Source organism: Geobacillus subterraneus (genome assembly GCF_001618685.1).
GTDB classification, from domain to species: Bacteria; Bacillota; Bacilli; order Bacillales; family Anoxybacillaceae; genus Geobacillus; species Geobacillus subterraneus.
The window spans coordinates 1,631,629-1,649,744 of sequence record NZ_CP014342.1 but is presented as its reverse complement, the minus strand read 5'-3'; the positions used below and the strand labels follow the sequence as shown (position 1 = coordinate 1,649,744).

Sequence of the window (18,116 nt, the reverse complement as noted above, 5' to 3'; positions counted from 1 at the left end):
GGAGAGGATTCAATGAATGATTTAAAGGTCTTGATCGCTGATGACGATGCGGTTTCAAGGGCGATTTTGCGGAATTTTATCCGTTTGTTTCCAAACTATGATGTTGTAGCGGAGGCGGCTACCGGAGAGGAGCTGCTACAGCTTGTGTTTGAGAAGCAGCCAGATATTGTACTTGTTGATATCGGCATGCCTGGACTTGATGGCATAGAAGCTGTTAAACTATGCAGACAATCTTTGCCGGATGTTCAAGTGATTTTTACTACTGGGTATGACGAATTTGCGGTCAAAGCGTTTGAACTATCCGCGGCCGATTATATCGTGAAACCGATCGAGCGCACACGTCTCTTTCAAGCACTCGAAAAAGCGCGTAAGTTCATCGAAATCGCCCGACATCCCGTTGTGTCAATGAAGTCGGACAAAAGACTAGAGATCCGTTCGAAACATTCAATCGTTTGGCTGCCTCTGGAAGATGTTTTGTTCGTGGAGAAAGAAAATAGGAAAACGATCATTCATACGGCTGATGAGCAATACGAGACGACAACCCCTCTAAACGATATAGAAAAGAGGCTCACGGATTGTTTTTTGAAAACCCATCGTTCGTATATCATCAATTTGAAAAAGGTAGTGAAAATTGTGCAAATTGGTGAAACGTATGCTGCCCATTTTTTCGGCTGTGAAAAAGTGGCTTATATTTCGAAATTGAAATTTCACGAAGTACAACAGAAAATGTCGACTATACATCTTTAGATAGGCTTTTTAGAGGAAAGTGTTAAACGTTGTAAACATCTCTTTGAATCGTCTTATTCTTTCAATGGAGGATTGTATGGAACAGGTGGAGAGGATACTAATCGAACAGTACTACGGGTTATTATAGGGCATTTTATCCGTGGCATGGAAGCATGGCAAAAGAATTAATCCTCCATGCTGACCAAGCCCTCTATTAGGCAAAAGCTAAACTCAATCGCTATCAATTTTACAGCCAAGAGGCCGAACAGGCTGTGAAGTAAAAATGAGCTTCTTGACTTTGAAAGAAGTTCTCTCCATTTTTAAACGATAAAAATATCAAATGAACAAGATCACTCAGCTCATTTTTCCACGGAGACGAGATGCTCTGAGAAGCTCCCGCCTTTCAGTGAGATAGGCGGAGAAAAGGCATATGATCCGTTTATGCATCAGAGAGAGGGAGAAGCCAGTTGCTCAAGGCTCATCGCCTAAAGGCAGTTTCCGGCTTGCTCCCTTTTGTTTATTTTGTGTATCTCATTCTAGAAGGACGGTGATGAAGGGAGCAGGGTCGCTGCACTGCCATGTTTCTCAAATTGGGAAGCTTTGCGGCATCATCTTCTCATTTCATGTGATCTGACGTCAGCTAGGGTCGATCGTTGTGTTTCACCTGATCGATGAGGGAATGTGTGAAAAGCAGTACCGATGCTACAAGGTTTTTCTATTTGAGAAACGATGCTGTGAAGCTATATGCTTCATTAAATCACCGGACTCCTAGGCCATTACGTTTTTATGAAGCAGGCAATCATCTTTTATATTAAAAAAACTGAATTCTACATCAATTGAAACATAAATTAATAGTGACACACCTTGGACTGGTATAGCAACACAAGTGAACTACCCCCACTTAATTTTCTAGCGAAAATTTGAAGTGGGGGCTTCCAAAGAAGTTTGACTGCTTCAAGCAATCCTTATTCTTTGAGGCGTGTCCACTTCGCCGCTAGAGCATAAGACACTCAGGTCTACAGCTTTACTTTTCTTTAAGATGTTTAATGCGCCATTGACATCAGCATTAATTAGTTTGCCAGACTTTGTTCGATACAAGCCGCGCTTAATACGTTTGCCGCTGAACTTATATTCTTTTGGATTGTCGGCATTATATTCAGGAATCTCATCGCCGTCAAAAAAGCTGGCTTGAGACGTATATGATTCTTCCTGTTTCAAGAATTCAATGCCGTAAAATTCACAAAGATATTCTAATTTTTCTTTTATGTTACCGAGAGGAATATTGACAAAGTTTTGATTTGTCTTTTTTCCTAGATTAATATTGCGTTGCCATGTTTCCGCATAGCCAATGACAAGTTTGCCAATTTGATTTTCAATACAGTAGTTAATGATGTAACGGCAAGTCTTGTTGATATAATCATTCACTTTATTATTGCGATTCATAGCAAGCAACGCCTGTTTACGAGTCGTGCCTTTGATTTTTTGCTTATCTTTCATGCTTTGAAGTCTGGCATTTTCTTTGTTAAACCATTGATTTATACTTTTTAATCTCCGCCCATCAATGATGAATGATCTGCCGTCTGATGTGACACAAGTGGCAAGATTGTTTAATCCTAAATCAATTGCCAGTGCTTTTTGGTCATTTAATTCTCTTTGATCTTCAGGCATTTCATATTTGTACTGAATCTCAAAGAACCTGGCATGATGCTTAGGAATGATTTCAATCTGCTTAATCTTTTTGTCCAGCAACACAGGCGGAATCGTTATCGTGATAGGCTTGTGAGTCTTTTTAAATAGGCGAGAATACGGTATCGTGAATTTGTTGCCGTCTATACGAATCTGGCCAATGATCAGTGAATGAAAGCCATCTTTTTTAAGATATTTTGGAATACTGATAGCCTTGTAGTCATATTTTCCTTGTTTGGCAAGACTGATCAAACCAAAGAAAGATTTAAAGGCTTCATTGACCTTTTTTAAAATTTGCTGTGCCATGTTGCTGTTTAACAGCTTATAGTTTTCGTTAGTTTTTGCAAGATGATAGTTTTTCTCATAATTAAGAAATTCCTTGTGTTCAAAATAGTATTGTCTGACATTGTACAATCCGACGTTGTACATGTTCTTGGCAATATGGCACAGTTCTCGAAGAGTCAAGTATTCTTCTTTGGTCAAACCATTTAGCTGTTGTTTGATACAAAAATACATGTTTTCACCTCCCATCTAACTATATGGTACTATATTTTACTGAATCTATCCTATTTTCAGCAAAATATAGTTAAGGCGATTCATCTCCCACTTACTCCGCTTCGCTTCGTTGAAGTGGGAGTCTTCTCGCCTAATTAAGATAAAAATAATAAAAGGCATCTTTTATTATTTACTATTAAATATAAATTTAGTATAATTCTAATGTACGAATCGTTATCATTTTTGACTGGTAACAAAACAGTTAGAAATGGTAATGATGGCATTCCCATTTTTAGTTAAGTAAGGGAAAGGAGAACAGGAGAATGGAAAATCAAAATCGTCAGAATGCAGCCCAATGTCCGTTTCACGGAAGCGTAACGAATCAGTCTTCGAATCGAACGACGAACAAAGACTGGTGGCCGAATCAGCTGAATGTAAGCATTCTCCATCAACATGACCAGAAGACGAACCCTCATGATGAAGAGTTTGACTATGCCGTAGAATTTCAAAAATTAGATTACTGGGCACTGAAAGAAGATTTACGCAAGTTGATGACCGAAAGCCAAGACTGGTGGCCGGCTGACTATGGCCATTACGGGCCGTTAATGATCCGCATGGCTTGGCATTCGGCAGGGACGTATCGCATCGGTGACGGCCGCGGCGGCGCGTCGACAGGCACGCAGCGCTTTGCGCCGTTAAACAGCTGGCCGGACAACGCCAACTTGGATAAAGCGCGCCGGCTGTTATGGCCGATCAAAAAGAAATACGGGAACAAAATCTCTTGGGCCGATTTGTTCATTTTGGCAGGCAATGTCGCCATTGAATCGATGGGCGGAAAAACGATCGGGTTTGGCGGCGGCCGCGTTGACGTCTGGCATCCAGAAGAAGACGTGTATTGGGGATCGGAAAAAGAGTGGCTCTCCTCTGAACGCTATTCCGGCGATCGCGAGCTTGAAAACCCGCTCGCCGCGGTGCAAATGGGGTTAATCTACGTCAACCCAGAAGGGCCGGACGGCAAGCCGGATCCAAAAGCAGCGGCGCGCGATATTCGCGAGACATTCCGCCGCATGGGGATGAACGATGAAGAAACGGTCGCCTTGATCGCCGGCGGTCATACGTTCGGAAAAGCGCACGGCGCCGGCCCTGCCACGCACGTCGGTCCTGAGCCGGAAGCCGCCCCGATTGAAGCGCAAGGGCTGGGATGGATCAGCTCCTACGGAAAAGGGAAAGGGAGCGATACGATCACCAGCGGCATTGAAGGCGCTTGGACGCCGACGCCAACTCAGTGGGATACGTCGTACTTTGACATGCTGTTTGGCTATGACTGGTGGCTGACGAAAAGCCCAGCCGGAGCATGGCAATGGATGGCGGTCGACCCGAATGAAAACGACTTGGCGCCGGATGCCGAGAACCCGTCGAAAAAAGTGCCGACGATGATGATGACGACCGATTTGGCGCTTCGGTTTGACCCGGAATACGAAAAAATCGCCCGCCGATTCCATCAAAATCCAGAAGAATTTGCGGATGCGTTCGCCCGTGCCTGGTTCAAACTGACGCATCGCGATATGGGGCCGAAAACGAGATACTTAGGTCCGGAAGTGCCGAAAGAAGACTTCATCTGGCAAGACCCGATTCCGACGGTCGACTATGAATTGACTGATGCCGAAATCGAACAAATCAAAGCGAAAATTTTGAACTCGGGCCTGACCGTCAGTGAACTCGTCAAGACGGCATGGGCCTCAGCCAGCACGTTCCGCCATTCCGACAAGCGCGGCGGAGCCAACGGCGCCCGCATCCGTCTCGCCCCGCAAAAAGACTGGGAAGTGAACGAACCGGAGCGGCTCGCCAACGTGCTGTCCGTCTATGAGGACATCCAACGCGAACTGCCGAAAAAAGTAAGCATCGCCGACTTGATCGTCCTTGGCGGCAGCGCTGCGGTCGAAAAAGCGGCCCGCGACGCTGGTTTTGACGTCAAAGTGCCATTTTTCCCTGGCCGCGGCGATGCGACGCAAGAACAAACGGACGTCGAAAGCTTTGCCGTATTAGAACCGTTTGCGGACGGCTTCCGCAACTATCAAAAGCAAGAATACAGCGTCCCGCCGGAAGAACTGCTCATCGACAAAGCGCAGCTCCTTGGGCTGACGGGTCCAGAAATGACGGTCTTAATTGGCGGCTTGCGCGTGTTGGGCGCGAACTATCGCGATTTGCCCCACGGCGTGTTTACCGACCGCATCGGGGTGCTGACCAACGACTTCTTCGTCAACCTGTTGGATATGGACTATGAATGGGTGCCGACCGACGGCGGCATTTACGAAATCCGCGACCGGAAAACCGGCCAAGTGCGGTGGACAGCGACCCGGGTCGATCTCATTTTCGGATCGAACTCCATCCTCCGCTCTTACGCCGAATTTTACGCCCAAGACGATAACCAAGAAAAATTCGTCCGCGATTTCATCAACGCGTGGGTGAAAGTCATGAACGCCGACCGCTTTGATCTGGTGAAAAAAGCAAGAGAATCGGTCGCTGCTCGATAATGAAAACAAGGCAGGGGGAGAGGATTCCCTCTGCCTTGTTTTTGCGGCATACAAAACCGCTCGATCGGCAGCGTCGCTCTCCCCACCGGAAAAATCGAAGGGGGAAGGGATAGAGGAAAGATGGTGAAATATGATAATACGAATGAGTCGATCAAAACGATCATCGATATAGGGGGCAGCCTTTTATGAAGATACGCCAATGTTCTAGAGCCGTGATCATCAATGAACGGAATGAAATTCTTCTTCAGCGATTTGAATTTCGCGATGTGGTAGGAAACAAGGTGTTATGGGTGACTCCAGGGGGAGGAATTGAAGAAAATGAGACCCCGGCGGAAGCGTTAAAAAGAGAGTTATATGAAGAGCTAGGCATTGTTGTCGACCTTGTCGGCGAACCCCTATTCCAACTCGATGTATGGATCGATGGGAAACAAGGTCCTTTTGTTAGTCGAGAGATTTATTACAAAATCATGATTCCATCCGATACGAGATTATCGTTCGAAAATATGACGAAAGACGAAAAGGATGCATGGCAACAGGTAAAATGGTGGAGCAAGGAAGAATTGCAGAGCATCGATGAGTTTGCGCCGCGTGAGATATTGAATTACATATAAGAACCGATCAGCTGTTTGACGGCCACTTTTCCCTGCCCGCCGACAGAGAGCTTTGCTTCGGCTGGATGGACCGAAGCAATCGCTCTTCCAACCGATCAAGCGAGGTAAAGAATGCTTTAGACAAGGGAGGCGGCACGGCCAAGTGAGTTGCTCGTTTTCCAACTTAAGCCAACGAAAGAAGAACTGCTAAATTTACCGCATATGTTCGCGATGAGATTGGAGAGAGGATAAAGCCAGCTCGCGGAGACGGAACGATAACGATAGTGTTTTCTGTTTTCAGCAAACAGTAAAAAGAGGGGCACCTGGCCTACATATTGATTTCCAGCCAGCCCCTCGAGCCATTCATCCTAGCATTTTTCCACATCGACGCGGCCGGAGAAAAAGGTCGCGCCGCCGCCCATGTCGGCGATCCGATCGGGAGTAAGGGAGTTGACCAAATGGTTTGTGCCCGGAGAATCGGCCCATAACCCTTGCGTGACGACGACACCAGGGAGGACATGTTCTCCAACGGACGCTTTCAACACGCATTCTCCGCGATCGTTCCATACTCGGACTCGATCCCCATCTTTAATTCCTTTCGCCAGGGCATCTTTCACATTCATATACAAACGCTGTTCTTTTTCCAACGAAATGTGCTTTTCATTATTGGAGAACGTGGTGTTTAAAAAGTTGTGATTAGGACCGGGCACAAAGAAAAACGGAAAATCCCCATCGTCAACAATCGGCGTATACGTTGGCAACGGAGGATAGCCATCTTGTTCCATTTTCTTCGAATACAGCTCCATTTTTCCGCTCGGCGTTGGTAAGGTTCCCGGCAGCAACCGTTTGACCTTTGCTTTGATATACTGTTTTTCTACCAATGTTTCATAACGGATTCCTTCCAAGAAAGGGTTGGTTGGGTGATCCAAGGCTTGCGAAATCATTTCTTCTTCTGTCTCGTATAAACACGGATCCTCAAACCCCATTCGTTTCGCCAACAATTGGAACACTTCAACATTCGATTTAGACTCTCCGTATCGTTCAATCACTGGTTGTTGAATTTGAACATAGTGGTGCCAATAGGATGTATACAAATCTGTATTTTCAAATGAAGAAGTGGCCGGAAGCACAATATCGGCGTATTTGGCGGTTTCTGTCATAAACAAATCATGCACGATGACAAAGAGATCCTCTCTCGCCAATCCTTGTCGTACTTTGTTGCTGTTTGGAGCAACGACGGCCGGATTGGTGCCGTACACGAATAACGAACGAATCGGCGGATCCAATTCCAACAATGCCTCACCGAGCCGATTCATGTTGATGATTCGTGTATGTTTGTTTTGCAATAGATCCGGGCGCTGCAAGCTCATTTGATTAAGAGCTAGGTAGCCGCTATTGGATTTGATGGCGCCGCCGCCTTTGACCAACCATTGTCCGGTCAGGGCAGGGAGACAGGCGATCGTTCGGATGCACATTCCTCCGTTGTCGTGATGCTGCAAACCGTTGCCGATTCGAATGAAGGAAGGGGTGGTTTGCCCATACCATCTGGCAAGCTTATAAATATCTTCAACGGGAACACCTGTTATTTTGGAAACCATAATAGGATCGTACTGAACCACATGTTCGCACAGCTCCTCATATCCAACCGTATATTTTCTCAAAAAATCATCGTCTACCATGTTTTCTGCAAATAAAATATGCATCATGCCTAAAGCAAGAGCGGCATCGGTGCCCGGCAGGATCGGAATGAACCAGTCAGCAAGCTGCCCGGTTTGGTTTTTATGAACATCAATTACCACAATCTTCGCCCCGTTTTTTCGGGCTTTTTGGGCTAGGATGACTTGATGCATGTTCGTACTGACCGCATTAATTCCCCAGAAGATGACGAGTTTGGCATGAATCGTTTCTTCCGGATCGATTCCAAAGCCGCCTCCCATCGTATATTGAAGCCCTTGAGATCCAGCGGACGAACAAATGGTCCGATCAAGCAAGGATGCGCCTAGCCGATGGAAAAAACGCCGGTCCATGCCTTCGGCGCTGAGTCTTCCCATGTTGCCATAAAAGCTATAAGGAAGGATGCTTTCAGGTCCGTATGTTTCAATCAATTCTTTCCATTTGGCCGCAATGGTCTCGAGCGCTTCGTCCCAGCTGATCCGCGTAAATTTCCCTTCCCCTTTAGCACCCACACGTTTCATCGGGTATTTCAAGCGCTTCAGGTCGTAAATTCGTTCGGTTATATTCCGCACTTTATTGCATATATGGCCTTTTGTCACAGGATGATCCGGGTCGCCTTGAATTTTCACGATTTTCCCATCTTTCTTATGCACGAGCAACCCGCATTGATCAGGACAATCGAGAGAACAGACAGACGGAAAGATGCCGGTTGGCTGTTGTACAAATGAACCCATCGTTTTCCCCTTTCGTGATCAAAGAAATAATGGAGACTTAGTTAGACGGTTAATATGATAAAATAATTTGAAGAGTATGGCAACGATGATAGATAGAACTTTTGAATTCGATGACATCCTAAACAAGAGGGGGGAGACGGATGATTCAATATCCGTTTTTGTCGCTAACACGGCTTCCATCCATGGCCAACGAAAAGAATAGCAATGATATAATGGAAACAAAAAACGAAATGGAGTGAAGGCGCGATGACGACTCCGGAGTTTTCAAATCACAACTATACATATGAAGATTATCTCAAATGGGACGGACAATGGGAATTGATTGATGGCGTGCCATATAGCATGGCTCCTTCTCCTTCGTTTGCTCACCAGTATATGGTTGGTGAGTTGTATGCGGCATTGCGGGATGATTTTCAACAACAACGATGTGTAGTGGTCATGGCCCCATTTGATGTCATATTCGCTTCAAGCCTTGATGACAAATCCGCGAAAAATGTGGTGCAGCCCGATATTTCTGTTATTTGTAACCGAGAGAAAATAACAGAAAAGGGATGCGTGGGAGCCCCTGATTTAATCGTAGAAGTGTTGTCTCCGAGTACGGCGTTAAAAGACCGAAATGAAAAATACAAATTGTATCAACGGTTTGAAGTAAAAGAGTACTGGATGGTTGATCCGCTGCATCGAACCGTGGAGGTGTACGGATGGCATAACGGAGCATATGAAAAAAGGGAAGTATTTGGAGAACAAGATGTACTCGTTTCTTTTCTGTATCCAGATTTAAAGGTTTGCCTCCATGATGTGTTTCAGCGGTTATCATAAACAACGCGAAGCGTCAGCGTAGATGGGGGAGTATGCTTGCAATCTACAAATAACCGCCAACATCGATACGGAAACGGAAGCGGTCATTCAGCAAGCGCTCGATGTGCTCAAAAAAGGGCGCACCACGTTTATCATCGCTCACCGTTTATCGACGATTCGAAATGCCGATCAAATTCTTGTGCTAGACCGCGGCACGATCGTCGAACGCGGCACTCATGACGAACTGATGAACAAGAAAGGCAAATATTATCAAATGTATCAACTGCAACAAGGAGAGAAAAACGCGATCAAAGTGGGTTAATCGAGGAGAAGGAAGCTGTCTTGCGCTTCCTTCCGCAACAGATCGTATGAAAAAGAGCATATGCCAAAACGAGTCGAAAAAGAACAAACAAAGTAATGGGACCACCATCGTTGCAGCCAAATGAGCGCACAAACGAAATGGGGCGGGCCAATCAGTCGAGCATTCGGCTATTGGCCGCTCCTTTCCGCATATGCCAGAGTTGGTCCAACGTTGAAAGAGCAGACTTTAGTAAACCAATCGAAAGTTTAATGAGTCCGTTAGGAGGCGTGAAGGTTTACTATTTTAGCAGGACTAGGTAACCTATGGACAATGAGGTTGCTATCAAAAAACAAAAAAGATAGCTCAGCCCTGCCTAAACGGTAGCGGGGAAAAGCTATCTTACCGAACTTTTGTGCTATCAGCCCTGCCTAAACGGTAGCGGGGAAAATAACACCTTGCTTTAAATTAAATATAAGGCATAAAATTGTTTTAGTCAATAGAGTTTAGATAAAAAATATATCAATTGGAGTAAGAAAAATGAGGTGTGTCAATTTATGTACTACTTAATCTATTTTGATGAGAGTAATAAAATTGATCAACTTGACGTGGAGTATTCTTATTATGGTGCTTATGGAAGTACAGATATATCGATGGCAAAAGTGGTTAGAAAAGTTCGGAATATCTTTAAACAATGTAAATCCTTTAGTGAGTTACACTTTCGTGAGTATACGAAAGACAACCATGTAAAAAAATACTTCCAAACTCTCCATACAGTTATCAATGAGGATGTAAAAATAAACATTCTTATCGTGAACAATAAGGACGCCTTATATGCTGCGCAAAGGATAGGATTGACTACTCCTGAGTTGAGAAATTTATTTTATATAAAGATACCAGAAAGGCTGTTCTATGGTGTGACTAGAAATTTATCTGAATTTAGCAAAAACGATGGGATGATTAAAGTTAAAATTAAAGTGGATCAGAACGATGAATATGATCAAATTTTTCTTGGACATAAAATTATTGAACAGATGAACGCACATTCTGCCTATAGAAACAAAAACTATCGAGTGGTTAGTGTAATATCCCAAGATTCAGCTAAATCCATTCCTTTGCAAATAGTCGATACTTTTATGGGGATTGTTGTATTTTTGCTAGAAAAAAATTATCTTGAACAATCAAATGTTTCTAAAATAAAAAGCGATCTCATATATAGATTTCTGATCGAGCAAGATAACCTTACTAAGTTCCAGAAACAAATAAAACTATACAAATGGACAGGAAGCGAAGAGCTTACTCCCATGAACATAAGTGATTATGTATCGCCTTTTATGACCTATAAAGCCGCGTACGATGTGCAAGAAATGACACGTATCCAGAAAGTAATGCTTGAAGATTCCCCAAAATCATTGAAAGAGTTGAGAGAAAAAGTGAACTATCCTAATACAATGCTAAATACACTTATAGGATATAAAGACCAGATTGAAGGGCGCGGAAGAAATTATTCCATTATAGAACCGCAGGTAAAAATGATCTAACATTTTGAAATCGTTGCTTGCGACGATTCTCATTTTGTTAATCGGCCAAGTATTTCAAAAAGCAAATACAATACCGCCGTGGCATCAAGGATCGGCGCCCATTTCGTCAGTCCGACACCTAAATTGGCTGTCTACACTTAGTTTTTCCTCGTTCCAAGGGCTTTTCGTGAAAAAGTGGCTGAGCGTGGTTCGATGATTCGGGTGAAAACTCCAGTACCCGACATCCGTCAATGTCCCCGAAAATCCCTTGGTCGTCAAGGCGTCGACAAGATGAACGAGATGCTTGATGACCGGCTTCGAGAAATAAAGCGCCAATCCCAGCGTCATGAAAAACTTGTGGATTCCTTGATGATGTGCTAATCTATTCATGAGACATGAACCTCCTTGTGTGAATGGGTTTGAGCACATCTATTTTACTCAAGGGGCTGGGTTCATGTCTCCTTTTTTGTTTGGTTGTCAATTTATGTTAGCGAATTTGCTCATCTACAGTAGATGAGTGTTATTTTGTAAAATTCACATTAGATCGCACTCACACTATAAGAGAATGGAGGATTAAATTAACATGAGTAACAAGCCATATGTGTGGCAAATGATTAAAGAAGCGGTAGAAAACAGCCCAAATCAAAAAGTTACATATGCTGAAATAAAAAATTATATCAAAAACAAATATGGTAATGTTAACGAAAACACGATAAATGCTCAGATCATTGTTTGTACTGTTAATCAACCTTCACGAGTTCATTACCCAGAGAATCAAAAACCAAGAATTGCTAATTCTAAATATGATTTTTTGTTTACTGTAGGAAGAGGGCAAGTTGTATTGTATAATCCCAATGAACATGGTGTATGGGAAATACGTAAAAATGAATATGGGAAATTAACAGTTGCTCAAAAAGGATTAGAAGAAGACATAGCGATTGCTGAAACAGAAAATGGCTTGGAGTCAACAGAACCAGATATGTTGTTTCCTGTTGAAAGCCATCTACGTGACTTTATAGCACAAAACATTCAATCATTAGACGTGAATGGAAAAAGGTTAAAATTATATATTGACGATGAAGGACGAAATGGAGTAGAATACCCAACTGATGTCGGGCTCATTGATATTTTAGCCGTTGACGAGGAAGGTAATTTTGTTGTATTTGAGCTAAAACTTAGCAAAGGACCGGATGCAGCTATTGGTCAAATTGCTCGATACATGGGTTGGGTAAAAAAGAATATAGCAAAAGGAAAGAATGTTAGTGGAGTAATAGTAGCCAAAAAAGTTGATGATAAACTTAAATATGCCGCTTCTATCGTCCCTGAAATTTCTCTATTTGAGTATCAACTTAACTTCACAATACAGAAAGCAAGTATATAATGAGGCTGGCTCAAAATGGTCTTACCCCTGTCAAGTAGACAGTAATAAAAAAAGTTTAAACAGAAGATGGTTTCGCATCGCCATTCGGCTATTGTCTTGCTCTAAAAAATGAAACAGTTTTCGTAGTTCAGACAAAGACATATAAGTCGGTAATTTGCTATCCGTTTTAGGAGTATCAATTCCAATCATAAAATCGTTGTCGATTAGATTTTCTTTGACACAGTATTTACTGAACGATTTCAAGCAAGAAATTCTCCGATAGACCGTTCTAGGTTTAACATTTTCTTTTGTAATCTGATGCTGGATGAAGCGACGAACATGCGTTTTTGTAATGTCATGAAGTTGTACAGAATAACCGTGTTGAATTAAGAAGTTCTCGAAACATCTCAAATCATAAGCATAACCATCAACGGTGTTAAGTGAATAGTTTTTTTCAATTTGCAAGTACAACACAAATTCATCAATGGCTTGTCGAAACAACATAAAAAACACCTCCAGTTGATAATCAACGACCGATGATAATCGATAAAAAAATAATGATAATTCGTTTAAAAAATGATAATTCGTAGACACAAAAAACTATGAGGAACTTAGGTTAACAAGTTCCGGATAATTGATTTTATGGGCACTGGAGGGAAGAGGTCATGAGATTCCGGGAAAATAATAAGTTAACATAATATAAAGTGAAACGATAAAAAAATGATAAAACAGTAAGTTAACTTAATAATCGAGGATAAACTTTGATAATTTGTACAAAAAAATGATAATTGTAAACAAAAAATAAGTTGCTAATTTATAACATATATTAGCACATTTGTTCTTATTTGTCTAGAAAAAGAAACAACGACAACATAACCTTCGAGAGGATCCAGTACATGATCGACGCATTCGCAGTTGGCATAGAAGCTCTTCATATCGATACATAAAATTCTATTTTTTGGCAGACAAGAAATATCAAGCAACATCGACGCAAGGATCTTCTTTTAGGAACATATGTTCAATTCGCGAATATATGTTCCTGTTTTTGGTTAAAAAAAGCCAAGCGAAAACCACGAAAAGTAAGGAAGAGGGGGAGGCAAAAATAAAAAGACCGGATTGCTCCGGTCATTCCCATTCATATGGATCCCGACTATGCGTTTTTGCAGAGGCCGTACCTTTAAAATAGTAACTTGCCCAGCTATCACGTATATCCACGTAAAATGTTCCAGCTTTCATATTCGTGAAGATGGCACTACCGTTCACTTGTGAAAATGATTTAAAGGCTGTACAGTTTCCTGTCGAAGCATTACAAAGCCGAACAGATAAAGCACTAGTATCACCATACATGTGGGTAACGGCACCCGAGTTACGATTTACTCGATAAAGATCATAGACTGAGATGGTTACATTCTTTTCTACCGAAGTGGTTCGAATGGTCAATTCGTATTTACCATCCCCATTAGCAAACGAAGCTGGTCCAAAGTCAGTATAGGAAACAGCATACGTATTTGGAGTTCCAAATCCTAACACTAATGATCCTGCTGCAATGGCAGCGATGATCCCCTGTTTCAATCTCTTAATCAAATAAATCTCCTCCCCTTAATCTATAATATAATTTCATTGCCACAACATTTATTTTATTTAAGTAACTATTCAGCCACATCATAAAGTGAGCTGAATATTTTCTTCTTTTCTTGTCTATGATGTGAATATTGATAGACAAGGAGGTGAATCGCATGTTGACGGTACAACAAGCTGTATTTACAGTTGAGAGCTTAATCGGCAAAGTTCAACAACAAAAACAGCTCATTCATCAACTCATTCAAGAAAATGAACATTTGCGTCACGAAAACAAACAACTACGCAAAGAAAATGAACAACTGAAGTACCGTGTTCAAGAGCTGGAAGCACGCACGAAAAAAAACAGCTCCAATAGCCATTTGCCCCCATCTTCTGACCGTTTTGAGAAAAAGCGTTCCTCCCGCGAGCCGTCTGGCAAAAAGCCTGGTGGGCAAGAGGGACATGAGGGGAAGACGCTCCGTCAAGTGGAACATCCACATCATCGTGTCGTCCACCGTGTGCATACGTGTCAAGGATGTGGAGCTTCTTTGCGTGAAGTCAAACCGTTCAAAGTCGATATCCGTCAAGTGTTTGATGTCCCTCCTGTGGCGATCGAGGTGACACAACATGAACGTGAAGTGAAATCGTGTCCACATTGTCGATGCGTGCAACAAGCCGAATTCCCATCCCATGTCACGAATCATGTGCAATACGGTCCACGGCTCACGGCGCTCGTTGTTTATTTACATCATATCCAATTGATCCCGTACAAGCGTTTAAGTGATACAATCGAAGCGTTATATCAACACTCGATTAGTACAGGAACCCTTGCCAATATGGTGAAACGAGGACGCGAAGCGCTGGAATCAAATATGGACATCATCGAAGACGCCTTACTTGAATCCAACATCCTGCATGTCGATGAAACGAGTTTGCGCATCAATGGGAAACTCGCATGGGTGCATGTCGCGTGTACATCGAGATATACATACTTGGCTCCTCACGCTTCTCGTGGAAAAAAAGCGACCGATGATATCGGGATTCTTCCCCGATATGAAGGGACGATGATGCACGATGCGTTCGGTACGTATCCGAAATACACACATGCCACCCATGCCCTTTGTCATGCCCACCATTTGCGTGAGTTAAAAGGATTCATCGAACAGGGGCATACGTGGGCGATGCGCATGACCACGTTTCTGTTAGCCGCCAAGCAAGCCGTCGAAGCCCATCACGGTGCACTTTCCGAAGAAGAAGCGAGACGGTGGGAACGAGTGTATGATCGCATCCTAGAAAGAGCACAACACCGATTAGAAACGATGACGCCTCTTCCGAAAAAAGCACTCGCTTTTGTTCGACGCCTTCAAAAACGAAAGGAAGAAGCGCTGCGTTTCTTACGTGAAGTACATGTTCCCTTTGATAACAACCAAGCCGAACGCGATCTTCGCATGGTCAAAGTCAAAGAGAACATTTCGGGTACGTTTCGCGAAGAAACATTCGCGCAGTCGTTTTGCATCGCAAGAAGCATCGTTTCCACACTGACGAAACACGAAAAAAACGTGTGGGATTCGTTATGTCTTCTGTTGGCAGGCGAAACGATCGATCGAGTTCTTTCCGCTACCTAGGGCATTTTCTATGACCGAAATGCCCTATTTGTGCTGGGCTTTTTTATACACTAGCACTGGGGTGAATAGTTACTTATTTAAAATCACCCATAATAAAATAAATGGTTTTTAATGCATTTATTTTAATAGTTGGGCATTACCCCCATAAAATCTACCAGATCACTGTAGCTGTCCTTTAAGTATCAAAGTATCGCGATGTTGTGGCGATATTGTTATAACCAGCAAGACTCCACACTTTCTCGATATCGCTGTTCGTCACCTTTAGCATCCACTTACAAAACGTATGGCAGAACATATGTGGAGTTAATTTTTTATTCAGCAGGCTGTAACTTTCAATCATTCGTTGGATGCCTCAAAAACCAAAAATGGAAATTAATTCAAGAAAGCATTAAATTCCATGCTTTGCAACAAAATCGGTTATTGTAGTTAAGACCGGATCCGCTCCCTCATCCTGAAAAGTATCAGCACTTAGAGAAGTTTCAAGTTACCAAGTCTAAGCATTTAGAACTAGAGCGATAATGTGCATTGACAGAACTTCATATGGATAAAAAAGCCCGGAATTGGATTATATTAGAAATTTATCATGAATGCTATAATTGTAATTGCTCAAAATGGCAAAAAAATCTAAAATATTATGTTGTAATATTACTGGGGGAAGTGGTTCAAAATGACTATTAGTACAAATAGTACAAATAACGTTTTATATGACTATAAGTTTAGCTTACTTAGAAATTTTGGGATAAATCAACTTAAAAATTACCTAAAAACAAAAATTGAAGACTTTAATAAATTATTTAGACAGGCTTCTGGGAGTTCTTACGAAAAAATTCAAACAGTATTAAATGAACAGGTATCCCAAGGTTTTGACGATAGTGAAATAGATAAAACATTCTTTGAGGCTATAGTACATTTGTTTCCTGAGAGATGTTATTACTTGAATATAACTACAGACTTAACAGCAAATGAAGCCTTTCAAGAGCTAAAAACATCGAGTAAATATTCACCATATATTGAACGTAAGTTGTCTCAAGTTGTACACCCAGATGAAAAGTTAATTACAATTAGACAAGAAGGAAACAGAATTATTTTTCTTTTTAAATTGGGAATGGCGGAATTAGGTATAAAAAAAGAAAAATGTGCTTTTTATGTTTCGTGTATACTAGACTTTAAACATAAGCATATGGAAATACGTTTAAACCAACATTTGTTAAGGAACACTACAAACATACAGTTAAGACACGTAATTAATTATATGTATCAATTCGTTAACAACCAATTACCAATTGCTTTAATCGCGTCAAAACCTGGAGAAGCAAAAATACATAAAGGTTTATATAAATTGTTTTTAGATGAATCTAACAAGTCCTTAAGATTAATAAAAAAAGAAGTTGCCAAAAATGAAGAAAAGGAAAGTACCAAGTTAACGGAGAAAGAATTAAGACAAAATATCTCTAAATACTTGAAAGAGCAACTCCACATATCCAATCCAGATCCTTTTGTAGAGAAAGTAATGACTGTTAAATATCAAGATACTGTTCATAACATGAAACTAGAAGATTTTATTAAAGACGGCGGTTATATTTTTGGATTCGGTTTTATTGATCGAAAAATAACTAGGTCAGTCAATCGAAACGAGGATCACAAGCCTGTTTACTATTCTAAAATTTACTGGAATCTAAAGGATTTGGTAAAAGAATATGAAGAAATATCAGAGATTGGAGTTTATTGGAGATTTAATAAGAATGATTTTATGAAAAGGCTTACTGGTAAAGAGAAGGAAGAGGATTTGTCATTTGTCGAGGTAGCATTTAAAGAAATTCATAGTGTGTTGGAAATTCATTATTATGTAGATTATACCCAATCGAATTCATTAGCCTCATCTGTAGACGAAAGGAGGATTAAGGAAGAGTATGTTATTCAAAAGATTAAGGGATTTATACAATGAAAATGAAGTTCTTGCCAAAGAATATCCTCTAGATGAATATTTTCCTTTGCTACAGAATTTTATTGCAAAAGAGGTTAGTTTAGGAGCTGAGTACCTTAGTCCTTATAGATTCGCATTATCGTATTCGAAATCTCCAAAAGAAGCTATTCGCTTCTTTTTAGGACTGACTGATAGTGAACATATTATAAAACAACAATTTAAATATGAATGTGATAGGTGTGGTAAAATAAACATTATTAAAGATGAAGAATCTCTATTTAATTTTAAATGCAGAGAATGTGGTTTTGAAGATAATCTTACTTCTTCACCTGATTACTTAAGCGAGGTAAAGTTACTATTTAGAATTAATGAAGAGTTGCTGGAGGAAGTTAAAAAAAATTTAAAGGATAACCCCCTTTCTAATGTATTACAATCGTCTTCAGCTGTATTAGAAAGGGGGATAGATGAAGAAGTTTCTCTAGAATCAGCTGAAGAACTGATTTATAAAGATGGGAAACCTATTGGCAAAAGATCAATGGAACTCCAACGAAAAATCAGAAGATACAGAGATATAATGTATAGGGGATAAAAG

General features: G+C 41.5%; 13 protein-coding genes and 3 pseudogenes. 10 read left to right on the top strand and 6 right to left on the bottom strand.

The genetic code is table 11. The annotated features are described in order from the left end of the window. Nucleotides 1–12: 12 nt before the first annotated feature. Entirely contained in the window at nt 13–747 is a 735-nt protein-coding gene (locus GS3922_RS08060; protein WP_063165915.1) for a LytR/AlgR family response regulator transcription factor, read from the top strand. Between the two features lie 933 nt (nt 748–1,680). On the opposite strand, the gene GS3922_RS08055 is transcribed toward GS3922_RS08060, so the two are convergent. Further along, nucleotides 1,681–2,928 carry an RNA-guided endonuclease InsQ/TnpB family protein gene (locus tag GS3922_RS08055; RefSeq protein ID WP_063165914.1) on the bottom strand — a complete coding sequence of 416 codons (1,248 nt, stop codon included), beginning with the start codon at nt 2,926–2,928 and terminating at the stop codon, nt 1,681–1,683. A gap of 302 nt (nt 2,929–3,230) precedes the next feature. Here GS3922_RS08055 and katG point away from each other — a divergent pair, with 302 nt between their 5' ends. Both katG and GS3922_RS08045 read left to right on the top strand, forming a co-directional pair. Then, a complete protein-coding gene (gene katG, locus GS3922_RS08050) occupies nt 3,231–5,441 on the top strand; it encodes a catalase/peroxidase HPI (protein ID WP_063165913.1) in 2,211 nt (736 codons plus the stop codon). 185 nt (nt 5,442–5,626) lie between these two features. Beyond that, complete coding sequence (locus tag GS3922_RS08045; protein ID WP_063165912.1) at nt 5,627–6,052, top strand: NUDIX hydrolase; 426 nt, start codon at nt 5,627–5,629, stop codon at nt 6,050–6,052. Nucleotides 6,053–6,399: 347 nt separating this feature from the next. Here GS3922_RS08045 and GS3922_RS08040 read toward each other — a convergent pair whose 3' ends face one another. Next, nucleotides 6,400–8,439, bottom strand: coding sequence for a molybdopterin-containing oxidoreductase family protein (locus GS3922_RS08040; RefSeq protein ID WP_063165911.1), 2,040 nt, complete (start codon nt 8,437–8,439; stop codon nt 6,400–6,402). A gap of 246 nt (nt 8,440–8,685) precedes the next feature. Between GS3922_RS08040 and GS3922_RS08035 the strand changes: the two genes are divergently transcribed. The 3 genes and pseudogenes from GS3922_RS08035 to GS3922_RS08025 all read left to right on the top strand — a co-directional run bounded on the left by GS3922_RS08035 (nt 8,686) and on the right by GS3922_RS08025 (nt 11,076). Further along, nucleotides 8,686–9,258: a Uma2 family endonuclease gene (locus tag GS3922_RS08035; RefSeq protein ID WP_063165910.1), complete on the top strand. Its 573-nt coding sequence runs from the start codon at nt 8,686–8,688 to the stop codon at nt 9,256–9,258. Between the two features lie 46 nt (nt 9,259–9,304). Beyond that, nucleotides 9,305–9,559: pseudogene (locus tag GS3922_RS08030) on the top strand (multidrug ABC transporter permease); the annotation flags it as partial. A gap of 533 nt (nt 9,560–10,092) precedes the next feature. After that, a complete protein-coding gene (locus tag GS3922_RS08025) occupies nt 10,093–11,076 on the top strand; it encodes a DUF3800 domain-containing protein (RefSeq protein ID WP_047818383.1) in 984 nt (327 codons plus the stop codon). 138 nt (nt 11,077–11,214) lie between these two features. On the opposite strand, the pseudogene GS3922_RS17615 reads toward GS3922_RS08025, so the two are convergent. Then, nucleotides 11,215–11,445: pseudogene (locus GS3922_RS17615) on the bottom strand (IS701 family transposase); the annotation flags it as partial. A 193-nt stretch (nt 11,446–11,638) separates the two neighbouring features. Here GS3922_RS17615 and GS3922_RS08015 point away from each other — a divergent pair. Further along, a complete protein-coding gene (locus GS3922_RS08015; RefSeq protein WP_063165907.1) occupies nt 11,639–12,436 on the top strand; it encodes an endonuclease NucS domain-containing protein in 798 nt (265 codons plus the stop codon). 30 nt (nt 12,437–12,466) lie between these two features. Here GS3922_RS08015 and GS3922_RS08010 read toward each other — a convergent pair whose 3' ends face one another. Together GS3922_RS08010 and GS3922_RS17215 are read right to left on the bottom strand one after the other, a co-directional pair. Further along, complete coding sequence (locus tag GS3922_RS08010; protein WP_225995633.1) at nt 12,467–12,919, bottom strand: tyrosine-type recombinase/integrase; 453 nt, start codon at nt 12,917–12,919, stop codon at nt 12,467–12,469. 621 nt (nt 12,920–13,540) lie between these two features. Continuing rightward, nucleotides 13,541–13,999 (bottom strand): hypothetical protein, encoded by a 459-nt coding sequence (locus tag GS3922_RS17215; protein ID WP_082816545.1) that lies wholly within the window; start codon nt 13,997–13,999, stop codon nt 13,541–13,543. A gap of 152 nt (nt 14,000–14,151) precedes the next feature. On the opposite strand from GS3922_RS17215, the gene GS3922_RS08005 reads away from it, so the two are divergent. Then, nucleotides 14,152–15,600: an IS66-like element ISBst12 family transposase gene (locus GS3922_RS08005; protein WP_062898466.1), complete on the top strand. Its 1,449-nt coding sequence runs from the start codon at nt 14,152–14,154 to the stop codon at nt 15,598–15,600. Nucleotides 15,601–15,722: 122 nt separating this feature from the next. Here the strand turns inward: GS3922_RS08005 and GS3922_RS17210 are convergent. Next, a pseudogene (locus GS3922_RS17210) lies at nt 15,723–15,952 on the bottom strand (tyrosine-type recombinase/integrase); the annotation flags it as partial. A gap of 315 nt (nt 15,953–16,267) precedes the next feature. On the opposite strand from GS3922_RS17210, the gene GS3922_RS08000 reads away from it, so the two are divergent. Together GS3922_RS08000 and GS3922_RS07995 are read left to right on the top strand one after the other, a co-directional pair. Continuing rightward, nucleotides 16,268–17,545, top strand: a complete 1,278-nt coding sequence (locus GS3922_RS08000; protein ID WP_063165906.1) for a hypothetical protein — start codon at nt 16,268–16,270, stop codon at nt 17,543–17,545. Then, nucleotides 17,511–18,113 (top strand): hypothetical protein, encoded by a 603-nt coding sequence (locus tag GS3922_RS07995; RefSeq protein ID WP_063165905.1) that lies wholly within the window; start codon nt 17,511–17,513, stop codon nt 18,111–18,113. Before GS3922_RS08000 ends, GS3922_RS07995 begins: the two co-directional genes overlap by 35 nt. Nucleotides 18,114–18,116 lie beyond the last annotated feature (3 nt).

Coding starts and splice junctions, on each gene's coding strand:
- GS3922_RS08060 (WP_063165915.1), top strand. CDS start 13: ATGAATGATTTAAAGGTCTTGATCGCTGATGACGATGCGGTTTCAAGG.
- GS3922_RS08035 (WP_063165910.1), top strand. CDS start 8,686: ATGACGACTCCGGAGTTTTCAAATCACAACTATACATATGAAGATTAT.
- GS3922_RS08000 (WP_063165906.1), top strand. CDS start 16,268: ATGACTATTAGTACAAATAGTACAAATAACGTTTTATATGACTATAAG.
- GS3922_RS08055 (WP_063165914.1), bottom strand. CDS start 2,928: ATGTATTTTTGTATCAAACAACAGCTAAATGGTTTGACCAAAGAAGAA.
- GS3922_RS08025 (WP_047818383.1), top strand. CDS start 10,093: ATGTACTACTTAATCTATTTTGATGAGAGTAATAAAATTGATCAACTT.
- katG (WP_063165913.1), top strand. CDS start 3,231: ATGGAAAATCAAAATCGTCAGAATGCAGCCCAATGTCCGTTTCACGGA.
- GS3922_RS08015 (WP_063165907.1), top strand. CDS start 11,639: ATGAGTAACAAGCCATATGTGTGGCAAATGATTAAAGAAGCGGTAGAA.
- GS3922_RS07995 (WP_063165905.1), top strand. CDS start 17,511: ATGTTATTCAAAAGATTAAGGGATTTATACAATGAAAATGAAGTTCTT.
- GS3922_RS08045 (WP_063165912.1), top strand. CDS start 5,627: ATGAAGATACGCCAATGTTCTAGAGCCGTGATCATCAATGAACGGAAT.
- GS3922_RS08005 (WP_062898466.1), top strand. CDS start 14,152: ATGTTGACGGTACAACAAGCTGTATTTACAGTTGAGAGCTTAATCGGC.
- GS3922_RS08040 (WP_063165911.1), bottom strand. CDS start 8,439: ATGGGTTCATTTGTACAACAGCCAACCGGCATCTTTCCGTCTGTCTGT.
- GS3922_RS08010 (WP_225995633.1), bottom strand. CDS start 12,919: ATGTTGTTTCGACAAGCCATTGATGAATTTGTGTTGTACTTGCAAATT.